Source organism: Streptomyces sp. WAC 04229 (assembly GCF_003947455.1).
GTDB lineage: Bacteria > Actinomycetota > Actinomycetes > Streptomycetales > Streptomycetaceae > Streptomyces.
Genome location: NZ_QHJH01000223.1, coordinates 1 through 11,516 on the forward strand (window position 1 = coordinate 1; position 11,516 = coordinate 11,516).

An 11,516-nucleotide genomic window follows, 5' to 3' on the forward strand; every position below is an offset into this window, starting at 1 on the left:
GCCCCCACCGGCTCCTGCACCCCCGCGCCCGTGGCCAGTACCAGCCGCCCGTCGCCGTCCACGGCCACCGCCTCCCCGACCAGCGACCGGTCGCCCGGCAGTTCGGCCCGGACGACGCGTCCGAGCGTCGCGCAGCCCGCCGCGTAGGTCTCCTGGAGTCCGCAGGCCACCGGGTCGCCCCCGGCCGACCGCCACCGCCCGTACCAGTCCTCCAGCGACCGCAGGACGCCCCGCAGCAGCGGGTCCCTGTCGGTGTTCGCGGCGCCGGCCAGCGCCAGTGAGCCGGCCTGCGGGACCGGCAGCTCGTCGGCCCGGAGAGTGACGTTGACGCCGACGCCGACGACGACCCCGTCGCCGGCCCGCTCGGCGAGGATGCCGCCGGCCTTGCGCTCCTCGTCGCCGACGGTCACCAGCAGGTCGTTGGGCCACTTCAGCGCCGTGTCGACGCCCGCCACCCGGGAGAGACCGGTCGCCACGGCCACGCCGGTCAGCAGCGGCAGCCAGCCCCAGCGGGCCACCGGCACCTCGGTGGGGTGCAGCAGCACGGAGAAGAAGAGCCCGGAGCGGGGCGGTGCCGTCCACTGCCGGTCCAGGCGGCCCCGGGCGGCGGTCTGCTCCTCGGCGACCAGGACGGCCCCCTCCGCCTGCTCCTCCTCGGCGGCGCGGGCCACGAGGTCGGAGTTGGTGGAGCCGGTCCGCTGCACCACGTCCACCTGCCGCCACAGCCCTCCCTCCCGCACCAGCGCCCGGCGCAGGGCCGTGGCGTTGAGGGGCGGCCGGTCCAGGTCGGACCAGCGGTTGTTCGGGGAGCCAGAGGCATCGCGCGGCGTCATGCAACCCACCCTAGGTGTGGGAAAGACCGCACTGCCGAACGGAAGACCCCCTACTACTCTACGAACGAGTAACCGTCCCCCCTTTTGAGCAGGCAGGGAGCCGCATCCCGATGTCCGAGCCGGAAGAGCAGCAGCCCGACATCCACACGACCGCGGGCAAGCTCGCGGATCTGCAGCGCCGTATCGAGGAGGCGACGCACGCCGGTTCCTCACGTGCCGTGGAGAAGCAGCACGCCAAGGGCAAGCTGACGGCCCGTGAGCGTATCGAGCTCCTGCTCGACGAGGGCTCCTTCGTCGAGCTGGACGAGTTCGCCCGGCACCGCTCCACCAACTTCGGCCTGGACGCCAACCGCCCCTACGGCGACGGCGTCGTCACCGGCTACGGCACCGTCGACGGCCGCCCCGTCGCGGTGTTCTCCCAGGACTTCACCGTCTTCGGCGGCGCCCTGGGCGAGGTCTACGGCCAGAAGATCGTCAAGGTCATGGACTTCGCGCTGAAGACCGGCTGCCCGGTCATCGGCATCAACGACTCCGGCGGCGCCCGCATCCAGGAGGGCGTCGCCTCGCTCGGCGCCTACGGCGAGATCTTCCGCCGCAACACCCACGCCTCCGGCGTCATCCCGCAGATCAGCCTGGTCGTGGGCCCCTGCGCCGGCGGCGCGGTCTACTCCCCCGCGATCACCGACTTCACGGTCATGGTCGACCAGACCAGCCACATGTTCATCACCGGACCCGACGTCATCAAGACCGTCACCGGCGAGGACGTCGGCTTCGAGGAGCTGGGCGGCGCGCGCACCCACAACTCCACCTCGGGCGTGGCGCACCACATGGCCGGCGACGAGAAGGACGCCATCGAGTACGTCAAGCAGCTGCTGTCGTACCTGCCGTCCAACAACCTCTCCGAGCCGCCCGCCTTCCCGGAGGAGGCCGACCTCGCGGTCACGGACGAGGACGCCGAGCTGGACGTGATCGTCCCGGACTCGGCGAACCAGCCGTACGACATGCACACGGTCATCGAGCACGTCCTCGACGACGCGGAGTTCTTCGAGACCCAGGCCCTGTTCGCGCCGAACATCCTGACCGGCTTCGGCCGCGTCGAGGGCCGCCCGGTCGGCATCGTCGCCAACCAGCCGATGCAGTTCGCCGGCTGCCTGGACATCACGGCCTCGGAGAAGGCGGCCCGCTTCGTGCGCACCTGCGACGCCTTCAACGTCCCCGTGATCACCTTCGTGGACGTCCCCGGCTTCCTGCCCGGCGTCGACCAGGAGCACGACGGCATCATCCGCCGCGGCGCCAAGCTGATCTACGCCTACGCCGAGGCCACCGTCCCCCTCATCACGGTCATCACCCGCAAGGCCTTCGGCGGCGCCTACGACGTCATGGGCTCCAAGCACCTGGGCGCCGACCTCAACCTGGCCTGGCCGACCGCCCAGATCGCCGTCATGGGCGCCCAGGGCGCGGTCAACATCCTGCACCGCCGCACGATCAGCGAGGCCGGTGACGACGCCGAGGCGACCCGCGCCCGCCTGATCCAGGAGTACGAGGACGCCCTCCTCAACCCCTACACGGCGGCCGAACGCGGCTACGTCGACGCGGTGATCATGCCGTCCGACACCCGCCGCCACATCGTCCGCGGCCTGCGCCAACTGCGCACCAAGCGCGAATCCCTCCCCCCGAAGAAGCACGGCAACATCCCCCTCTAAGGAGCCGCTGTGATCAAGGTCGTACGGGGCAACCCCACCCCGGAGGAACTGGCCGCGGCCCTGACGGTGGTCAGGGCCCGCGCGGCAGCGGCGGAACCGGAGCCCACGGGCGCGCCGCGCAGCAGGGACGCGTGGTCCGACCCGGCCCGCATCGCCGCTCACCGGCTGCCCCAGCCGGGCCCTGCGACGTGGGGCCGCACCTTCTGGCCGGCCTGAGGACACCCACCGAGGGGCGCGAGGAACCGCGCACAGCACGGCAACCCCGCGCCCCATATCTAGGTACCCGTACTCAAGCGCCGCCCCCCGCCCGAGCCGCACGCTGGTGCCATGCTCTGGTCCGACCCGAAGAACGAGCCGCCCGAAGAACTGCGCGAGATGCAGCACAGGCTGCGGCGACTGGGCGTCTTCCTGGCGCTGGCGATGGTTCTCGCGATGCTGGTCGCCGGCCTGCACTGAGCCGCCGGCGATCGCCGCGCCGCCGATACCCTGGTCCCATGACCGACCAGCAGCCGCGCCGCCGACTCGTCCTAGCCTCCCAGTCCCCGGCCCGACTGGGCCTGCTCCGCCAGGCCGGCCTGGCCCCCGAGGTGCTCGTGAGCGGGGTCGACGAGGACGCCGTCACCGCCCCCATCCCCGCCGAGCTGGCCCTCGCCCTGGCCGAGGCCAAGGCCTCCGTCGTGGCCGCGAAGCCCGAGGTGCACGGTGCTCTGGTGATCGGCTGCGACTCGGTGCTCGACCTGGACGGCCAGGCCCTCGGCAAGCCGGCGGACGCCGAGGAGGCGACCGCCCGCTGGAAGGCGATGCGCGGCCGGGCGGGCACCCTGCAGACCGGCCACTGCGTCTGGGACACCGCCTCCGGCCGCCACGTCTCGGCCACCGCCTCCACCGTCGTCCGCTTCGGCGAGCCGACCGACGAGGAGATCGCGGCCTACGTGGCCTCCGGAGAGCCGCTGTACGTCGCCGGGGCGTTCACCCTGGACGGCCGCTCGGCCCCGTTCATCGACGGCATCGAGGGGGACCACGGCAACGTGATCGGCCTCAGCCTGCCCCTGCTGCGGCGGCTGCTCGCCGAGCTGGGGACCGGCATCACGGAGTTGTGGGCGCCGGCGGCGGGCTGACCGGCGTTCCGTCGTCGCCCGTGCCGTCCTCGGGGCGCGCCGCGGGCGCGGGCCGCTGGTGGGCGTCGTAGGTCATCAGCAGCAGCACGATGAGACCGAGTACGACGATCATGAAGACGAAGGCGCCGGGGCCCACCAGTCCCCAGGTGAAGGCCCCGAGCAGCCCGTGCACCACGGCCGCGCTGATCAGCAGGACCCGGCCGAGCCCGGCCGGCGCGCGGTCGCGGAGCGCCACCAGCAGAGCGACGAGCCCGCACCACGCGAAGTAGAGGCCGAAGACCACTCCGCCGATCTTCGACGACACGGACATCGCGTCCGGATCGAGACCGGCCAGGGACATGTCCTGCCGGTCGACGACGATCCCCAGGAACCAGTTCAGCGCCGCGACGCCGACCGCCTCCAGGAAGAGCACGATCGTCACGGTCCACGCCACCGGCCTGCGCACTGACACCGGTCCCCACCCACTTTCGACCGCTGCCGCGAGGGACAGCTGTTACCCCAAGTACGTTCGAGACAGCCAGAACGCTACTAACGGGTAAACCTCGCGACAAGAGGTCTGCCGCCGGCAAAGAATCATTGGGCCATTAGTAGGGACTCGACAAAGAAACGGAGTGGCCCGCAGCACGCTCTTACAGAGACCTTGACCACACGGGAGAGCTAGGGTTTCCCCCATGAGTCCTGCGTACCGCGGTACTACAAGGGCTTTCGCGGGTCGAGCGAGCCTCGAATCACGCTCCGTGTGGGCAAGCTCACCATTGGGGACGGGTCGAAGTGCCGTGTCGGCAGTCCCTAAAATCGGCTTGTTTCAAGGAGGGAGCCTCAATCGTGCGCAAGGTGCTCATCGCCAATCGTGGCGAAATCGCTGTCCGTGTGGCCCGGGCCTGCCGGGACGCGGGGATCGCGAGCGTGGCCGTCTACGCGGACCCGGACCGGGACGCTCTGCACGTCCGTGCCGCTGATGAGGCGTTCGCCCTGGGTGGTGACACCCCCGGCACCAGCTATCTGGACATCGACAAGGTCCTCAAGGCCGCGCGGGAGTCGGGCGCGGACGCCATCCACCCCGGCTACGGATTCCTTTCCGAGAACGCCGAGTTCGCCCAGGCGGTCCTGGACGCGGATCTGATCTGGATCGGCCCGCCCCCGCACGCCATCCGTGACCTGGGCGACAAGGTCGCGGCCCGGCACATCGCGCAGCGCGCGGGCGCGCCGCTGGTCGCGGGCACCCCCGACCCGGTCTCCGGCGCGGACGAGGTCGTCGCGTTCGCCGAGGAGCACGGCCTGCCGATCGCGATCAAGGCGGCCTTCGGCGGTGGCGGACGCGGCCTGAAGGTCGCCCGCACCCTGGACGAGGTCCCCGAGCTGTACGAGTCCGCCGTCCGTGAGGCGGTGGCCGCGTTCGGCCGCGGCGAGTGCTTCGTCGAGCGCTACCTCGACAAGCCCCGCCACGTGGAGACCCAGTGCCTGGCCGACCAGCACGGCAACGTGGTCGTCGTCTCCACCCGTGACTGCTCGCTGCAGCGCCGCCACCAGAAGCTGGTCGAGGAAGCCCCCGCCCCGTTCCTGTCCCAGGCACAGCTGGATGAGCTGTACTCGTCCTCCAAGGCGATCCTGAAGGAGGCCGGCTACGTCGGCGCCGGGACCGTGGAGTTCCTCGTCGGCATGGACGGCACGATCTCCTTCCTGGAGGTCAACACCCGCCTGCAGGTCGAGCACCCGGTCACCGAGGAGGTCGCCGGCATCGACCTGGTCCGCGAGATGTTCCGCATCGCCGACGGCGAGAAGCTCGGCTACGACGACCCGGAGCTGCGCGGCCACTCCTTCGAGTTCCGCATCAACGGCGAGGACCCGGGCCGCGGCTTCCTGCCCGCCCCCGGCACCGTCACCCTCTTCGACGCGCCCACCGGCCCCGGTGTCCGCCTCGACGCCGGTGTCGAGTCCGGCAGCGTGATCGGCCCGGCGTGGGACTCCCTGCTGGCCAAGCTCGTCGTCACCGGCCGCACCCGCAAGGAGGCCCTCCAGCGCGCCGCCCGCGCCCTGGACGAGTTCACCGTGGAGGGCATGGCCACGGCCATCCCGTTCCACCGCACGGTCGTGCGTGACGCGGCGTTCGCACCGGAGCTGACCGGTTCCAGCGACCCCTTCACGGTCCACACCCGGTGGATCGAGACGGAGTTCGTCAACGACATCAAGCCCTTCAACGCGCCCGCCGACACCGAGGCGGACGAGGAGTCGGGCCGCGAGACGGTCGTCGTCGAGGTCGGCGGCAAGCGCCTGGAGGTCTCCCTGCCCTCCAGCCTGGGCATGTCCCTGGCCCGCACCGGACTGGCGGCCGGCGCCCGGCCCAAGCGCCGCGCGGCGAAGAAGTCCGGCCCCGCGGCCTCCGGCGACACCCTCGCCTCGCCGATGCAGGGCACCATCGTCAAGATCGCCGTCGAGGAGGGCCAGGAGGTCCAGGAGGGCGACCTGATCGTCGTACTCGAGGCGATGAAGATGGAGCAGCCTCTCAACGCCCACAAGTCCGGCACCATCAAGGGCCTGGGCGCCGAGATCGGAGCCTCCGTGACCTCCGGCGCGGCGATCTGCGAGATCAAGGACTGAGGCACCCGAAGGAAGCATCCGGGGCGCCCGGCGGACCGAAGCAACCGGTCCCGCCGGGCGCCCCCGCCGTTCCGGGGGCGCGACCGGGCAGCACGCCGGCTGCCGGACAGGCGGCGGCTGCCGGGACAGTGCGGCGGCTGCCGGGACCGTCCGACGGCTAGCGTCGGCGCATGTCGGCGACGCGCGCCCGTTCCGGCCCGGCCGCCTGTTCACCCAGGGCGGTCGCCGAGCGGAGCCCCGACGCCGCGCCCGGAACCTGTCGGCGCGGCCCCGGAAGCGGCACGTCGCGGCGCTGCTGACGCGCCGGGACGGCATCACCCCCCGGGGCCCCGGTGCCCCCCGGGCCGGACGCCGCGCCACCGGACGCCCCCGCCACGGCGATCTGCACCCCTTGGTCGGCAAGGGCCTGCAGCTCGGTGGCGGCACGGTCGTCGTGGGCCGGCGCCTCGTCGGTGACCAGGCGGGTGATGAGGTCCGTGGGCACGGTCTGGAACATGGTGTCCGTGCCCAGCTTGGAGTGGTCGGCGAGGACGACGACCTCGGCGGCGGCCTGCACCAGGGCGCGGTCGACGGACGCCGACAGCATGTTGGACGTGGACAGCCCCCGCTCCGCCGTCAGCCCGCTCCCGGACAGGAAGGCCTTGGACACCCGCAGCCCTTGCAGGGACTGCTCGGCACCCGACCCGACCAGGGCGTAGTTGGACCCGCGGAGCGTGCCGCCGGTCATCACGACCTCGACCCGGTTGGCGTGCGCGAGGGCCTGGGCCACCAGCAGCGAGTTGGTGACGACGGTCAGCCCGGGCACCCGCGCGAGCCGGCGGGCCAGCTCCTGCGTGGTCGTCCCGGCACCCACCACGATGGCCTCGCCCTCTTCGACGAAGCCCGCGGCGAGATCGGCGATGGCCGTCTTCTCGGCGGTCGCGAGATGGGACTTCTGCGGGAAGCCGGACTCTCGCGTGAATCCGCCCGGCAGTACCGCACCGCCGTGCCGGCGGTCGAGGAGTCCTTCTGCCTCCAGTGCGCGCACGTCCCGCCGTACGGTCACTTCGGAGGTCTGGACGACGCGGGCGAGCTCACGGAGCGACACGGCCCCGTTCGCGCGCACCATTTCGAGGATCAATTGGCGACGTTCTGCAGCGAACACGAAACTGACAGTAACCCCAACGACCGTCTGCTTTCAGCAGTATGCGCCGAATAACAGAAGTTGTTCGCAAGGCAGTACCAGAAGTGGTATAAGCGCCTACTCTGCCCGCCTATGCCACCCGCAAGCGCCACAACTCCCCGTGACCAGCGGGGAGTCGATTCCAGCCGCGCCCCGGCCGCTAGCCTTCGCCGCCGGCCTTCCGCGTGTGCAGCTGCCGGGCGACCTCCGCGATCGAGCCCGAGAGCGACGGATACACGGTGAAGGCGTTGGCGATCTGCTCGACCGTCAGGTTGTTGTCGACGGCGAGGGAGATGGGGTGGATCAGCTCCGAGGCGCGCGGCGCGACGACGACACCGCCCACCACGATCTCGGTACCGGGCCGGCAGAAGATCTTGACGAAGCCGTCCCGGATGCCCTGCATCTTGGCGCGCGGGTTGCGCAGCAGCGGCAGCTTCACCACGCGGGCGTCGATCTTGCCGGCGTCGACGTCGGCCTGCGAGTAGCCGACGGTGGCGATCTCGGGGTCGGTGAAGACGTTGGCGGAGACGGTCTTGAGGTTCAGCGGGGTGACCGCGTCCCCGAGGAAGTGGTACATGGCGATGCGCCCCTGCATCGCCGCCACCGAGGCCAGCGCGAAGACGCCGGTGACGTCACCGGCGGCGTAGACACCGGGAGCCGAGGTCCGCGACACGCGGTCGGTGCGGATGTGCCCGGAGTCCTTGAGCTTGACCCCGGCCTCCTCCAGCCCCATCCCGTCGGTGTTGGGGATGGCGCCGACGGCCACCAGACAGTGCGACCCGGTGATGACCCGTCCGTCGGCGAGCGTGACCTCCACCCGGTCCCCCACCCGTTTGGCGGACTGGGCCCGGGACCGCGACATGACGTTCATGCCGCGCCGCCGGAAGACGTCCTCGAGCACGGCGGCGGCGTCGGGGTCCTCACCGGGCAGCACCCGGTCCCGCGACGACACGAGGGTGACCCGCGACCCGAGCGCCTGGTAGGCACCGGCGAACTCGGCACCGGTCACACCGGACCCGACCACGATCAGCTCTTCCGGCAACTCCTCCAGGTCGTACACCTGGGTCCAGTTCAGGATGCGCTCGCCGTCGGGCCGTGCGTCCGGCAGCTCGCGCGGGTGCCCGCCGGTGGCGATCAGCACGGCGTCCGCGGTGAGCGTCTCCTCGCTCCCGTCGGCGGCGCGCACGATCACCTTCCGGGACCCGTCGAGCGCCTGCATCCCCTCCAGCCGCCCGCGCCCGCGCATGACCCGCGCGCCGGCCCGCGTCACGGAGGCGGTGATGTCGTGCGACTGGGCGAGCGCGAGCCGCTTGACGCGTCGGTTGACCTTGCCGAGGTCGACGCCCACGACCCGGGCGGCCTGCTCCATGGGCGGGGTGTCGTCGGCGACGATGATCCCCAGCTCCTCGTAGGAGGAGTCGAAGGTGGTCATCACCTCGGCCGTGGCGATGAGGGTCTTGGACGGCACGCAGTCGGTCAGCACCGACGCCCCGCCCAGACCGTCGCAGTCGACGACGGTCACCTCCGCACCGAGTTGCGCGGCCACCAGCGCCGCTTCGTATCCGCCGGGTCCGCCGCCAATGATCACGATCCGAGTCACGTACTCCATTGTCCCGCACCCTTCAACGGGCGGCTGCCCGGGGGCGCCACCGTTACGAACGTGATGCGCGTGACGCCTGTCGTACCCTTCCCCCATGTCGCTCTACGCCGCTTATGCCGGCAACCTCGACGCGCGGCTCATGACCCGCCGCGCCCCGCACTCGCCGCTGCGCGCGACCGGCTGGCTGAACGGGTGGCGGCTGACCTTCGGGGGCGAGCACATGGGCTGGGAGGGCGCGCTGGCGACCCTGGTCGAGGACCCGATCTCGCAGGTCTTCGTGGCGCTCTACGACGTCGCCCCGATGGACGAGGACTCGCTCGACCGCTGGGAGGGCGTGGGTCTGGACATCTACCGCCGCACCCGGGTGCGCGTCCACACCCTGGAGGGCGAGGAGAAGGCCTGGACGTACGTCCTGAACGCCTACGAGGGCGGCCTGCCCTCCGCCCGCTACCTGGGCGAGGTGGCGGACGCGGCCGAATCGGCGGGCGCCCCCCACGACTACGTGATGGAACTCCGCAAGCGCCCCTGCTGACGCCCTCCTGTCGGATCCTCCAACCCAACAATCACCATCCCGTGACCTCTGTCATCTACGCGCGTAGGCGGAAACCGGCTACCCTCTTCGGCGTGAACGCATCTCTTCTTCCGGACGACATCCAGGGCGACCCCTACGCTGCCGCCGACGCCGCCGCGGCCCGCCTGCGCGAACTCACCGGCGCCGAGACCCACGACGTCGCCCTCGTGATGGGCTCCGGCTGGGCACCGGCCGTGGACGCCCTGGGCGCCCCCGAGGCCGATCTCCAGGTCACCGACCTGCCGGGCTTCCCCAAGCCCGCGGTGGAGGGTCACGGCGGCAAGATCCGCTCGTACTCGATCGGCGACAAGCGCGCGCTGGTCTTCCTGGGCCGCACCCACTACTACGAGGGCCACGGCGTCGCCGCCGTCTCCCACGGCGTCCGCACCGCGGTGGCGGCCGGCGCCAAGACGATCATCCTGACCAACGGCTGCGGCGGCCTGCGCGAGGGCATGCGCCCCGGCCAGCCGGTCCTGATCAGCGACCACATCAACCTCACCGCCACCTCCCCCATCATCGGCGCCAATTTCGTCGACCTCACCGACCTCTACTCGCCCCGGCTGCGGGCCCTGTGCAAGGAGGTCGACCCCACGCTGGAGGAGGGCGTCTACGCCCAGTTCCCCGGCCCGCACTACGAGACCCCGGCCGAGATCCGCATGGCCCGCGTCATCGGGGCCGACCTGGTGGGCATGTCGACGGTCCTGGAGGCGATCGCCGCGCGCGAGGCCGGCGCGGAGGTACTGGGCATCTCCCTGGTCACCAACCTCGCCGCGGGCATGACGGGCGAGCCCCTCAACCACGAGGAGGTCCTCCAGGCAGGCCGCGACTCCGCCACCCGGATGGGCGCGCTGCTGACGCAGGTCCTGGGCCGGCTGTAACCCGACGCCGGGGGCAGCCCCGCGCCCGCGTAGGGCGCGAGGCGCGGGCCGGAGTTCACGTGGCACCCCGCGTGGATGCGGGCCGGGGGTGGGTGACGCGGGCCGGCGCTTGCCGGGTGCCGCTGCGGATACGTGGGAGAGCCGCGTACGGCGAGAAGGGGGCGTGTCGGGGGGTGTCCGCCCGCAGCGGTTGGCGCGTCAACGAACCACGCATCTTGAGGTACCGATTCCGCGCCGTTCCGAGGACGGACACCCCCCGGCGCGCCCCCGACCCACAACGCGACGCACCGCGCTACGCGCACCCCACCGAAGCAGCCACAGGCCGCCGCAGGCATCCCACCCCCGGAACAACCGACAACACGAGAGGCTGACCGACGTGCAAGACGACCTCCTCGCACGGGCCAAGGCATGGCTGGCCGAGGACCCCGACGCGGACACCCGCGCCGAACTCGCCGAGCTCATCGACGCCGAGGACCACGCAGAGCTCACCGCACGCTTCTCCGGCACCCTCCAGTTCGGCACCGCGGGCCTGCGCGGCGAACTCGGCGCCGGTCCGATGCGCATGAACCGCTCCGTGGTCATCCGCGCCGCGGCGGGCCTCGCCGCCTACCTCAGGAGCCAGGGTCACACCGAGGGCCTGGTGGTCATCGGCTACGACGCCCGCCACAAGTCCGAGGACTTCGCCCGCGACACCGCCGCCGTCATGACCGGCGCCGGCCTCAGGGCGGCCGTACTCCCCCGCCCCCTCCCCACTCCCGTGCTCGCCTTCGCCATCCGCCACCTCGGCGCGGTCGCCGGCGTGGAGGTCACGGCCAGCCACAACCCGCCCCGCGACAACGGCTACAAGGTGTACCTGGGCGACGGCTCCCAGATCGTGCCCCCAGCGGACGCCGGCATCGCCGCGGAGATCGACGCCGTGGCCTCCCTGCACGACGTCCCCCGCCCCACCGCCGGCTGGCAGACCCTCGGCGACGACGTCCTCGACGCCTACCTCGCCCGCACGGACGCGGTCCTCTCCCCCGGCTCCCCCCGCACGGCCCGCACGGTCTACAC

11 protein-coding genes and 1 pseudogene are annotated in these 11,516 nt (G+C 71.9%); 8 read left to right on the plus strand and 4 right to left on the minus strand.

The window, feature by feature from the left end:
* Window positions 1-833, minus strand: an 833-nt coding sequence (locus DMH12_RS33740; protein ID WP_125495161.1) for a biotin--[acetyl-CoA-carboxylase] ligase, incomplete at its 3' end; no start/stop codon positions are given.
* Between the two features lie 110 nt (window positions 834-943).
* Between DMH12_RS33740 and DMH12_RS33745 the strand changes: the two genes are divergently transcribed.
* From DMH12_RS33745 to DMH12_RS33760, 4 genes are all read left to right on the plus strand, one after another.
* The gene (locus DMH12_RS33745) at window positions 944-2,536 is read left to right on the plus strand and encodes an acyl-CoA carboxylase subunit beta (protein WP_125495162.1); all 1,593 of its coding nucleotides are present in this window, start codon (window positions 944-946) and stop codon (window positions 2,534-2,536) included.
* A 9-nt stretch (window positions 2,537-2,545) separates the two neighbouring features.
* The gene (locus DMH12_RS33750; protein ID WP_125495163.1) at window positions 2,546-2,752 is read left to right on the plus strand and encodes an acyl-CoA carboxylase subunit epsilon; all 207 of its coding nucleotides are present in this window, start codon (window positions 2,546-2,548) and stop codon (window positions 2,750-2,752) included.
* A 111-nt stretch (window positions 2,753-2,863) separates the two neighbouring features.
* The gene (mmpB, locus tag DMH12_RS40075; protein ID WP_125495164.1) at window positions 2,864-2,992 is read left to right on the plus strand and encodes a morphogenic membrane protein MmpB; all 129 of its coding nucleotides are present in this window, start codon (window positions 2,864-2,866) and stop codon (window positions 2,990-2,992) included.
* A 38-nt stretch (window positions 2,993-3,030) separates the two neighbouring features.
* Window positions 3,031-3,654: a nucleoside triphosphate pyrophosphatase gene (locus DMH12_RS33760; RefSeq protein ID WP_125495165.1), complete on the plus strand. Its 624-nt coding sequence runs from the start codon at window positions 3,031-3,033 to the stop codon at window positions 3,652-3,654.
* Here DMH12_RS33760 and DMH12_RS33765 read toward each other — a convergent pair.
* Window positions 3,623-4,105 (minus strand): hypothetical protein, encoded by a 483-nt coding sequence (locus tag DMH12_RS33765; protein WP_125495166.1) that lies wholly within the window; start codon window positions 4,103-4,105, stop codon window positions 3,623-3,625. The genes DMH12_RS33760 and DMH12_RS33765 overlap by 32 nt on opposite strands.
* Window positions 4,106-4,479: 374 nt before the next feature.
* On the opposite strand from DMH12_RS33765, the gene DMH12_RS33770 reads away from it, so the two are divergent.
* Window positions 4,480-6,252, plus strand: coding sequence for a biotin carboxylase N-terminal domain-containing protein (locus DMH12_RS33770; RefSeq protein WP_125495167.1), 1,773 nt, complete (start codon window positions 4,480-4,482; stop codon window positions 6,250-6,252).
* Between the two features lie 157 nt (window positions 6,253-6,409).
* Here the strand turns inward: DMH12_RS33770 and DMH12_RS33775 are convergent, their stop codons facing one another.
* Window positions 6,410-7,396: a DeoR/GlpR family DNA-binding transcription regulator gene (locus tag DMH12_RS33775; protein ID WP_125495168.1), complete on the minus strand. Its 987-nt coding sequence runs from the start codon at window positions 7,394-7,396 to the stop codon at window positions 6,410-6,412.
* 178 nt (window positions 7,397-7,574) lie between these two features.
* Window positions 7,575-9,023: an NAD(P)H-quinone dehydrogenase gene (locus tag DMH12_RS33780; protein ID WP_185832713.1), complete on the minus strand. Its 1,449-nt coding sequence runs from the start codon at window positions 9,021-9,023 to the stop codon at window positions 7,575-7,577.
* Window positions 9,024-9,108: 85 nt separating this feature from the next.
* Here DMH12_RS33780 and DMH12_RS33785 point away from each other — a divergent pair, with 85 nt between their 5' ends.
* From DMH12_RS33785 to DMH12_RS33800, 3 genes and pseudogenes are all read left to right on the plus strand, one after another.
* Window positions 9,109-9,546, plus strand: a complete 438-nt coding sequence (locus DMH12_RS33785) for a gamma-glutamylcyclotransferase (RefSeq protein WP_125495169.1) — start codon at window positions 9,109-9,111, stop codon at window positions 9,544-9,546.
* Between the two features lie 92 nt (window positions 9,547-9,638).
* Window positions 9,639-10,463, plus strand: a complete 825-nt coding sequence (locus tag DMH12_RS33790; RefSeq protein WP_125495170.1) for a purine-nucleoside phosphorylase — start codon at window positions 9,639-9,641, stop codon at window positions 10,461-10,463.
* Between the two features lie 376 nt (window positions 10,464-10,839).
* Window positions 10,840-11,516, plus strand: a pseudogene (locus DMH12_RS33800) (phospho-sugar mutase); the annotation flags it as partial.

Excerpts from the sequence above, each read along its gene's own strand:
- DMH12_RS33745 (WP_125495162.1), top strand. The coding sequence starts at position 944 with ATGTCCGAGCCGGAAGAGCAGCAGCCCGACATCCACACGACCGCGGGC.
- mmpB (WP_125495164.1), top strand. The coding sequence starts at position 2,864 with ATGCTCTGGTCCGACCCGAAGAACGAGCCGCCCGAAGAACTGCGCGAG.
- DMH12_RS33760 (WP_125495165.1), top strand. The coding sequence starts at position 3,031 with ATGACCGACCAGCAGCCGCGCCGCCGACTCGTCCTAGCCTCCCAGTCC.
- DMH12_RS33780 (WP_185832713.1), bottom strand. The coding sequence starts at position 9,023 with ATGGAGTACGTGACTCGGATCGTGATCATTGGCGGCGGACCCGGCGGA.
- DMH12_RS33785 (WP_125495169.1), top strand. The coding sequence starts at position 9,109 with ATGTCGCTCTACGCCGCTTATGCCGGCAACCTCGACGCGCGGCTCATG.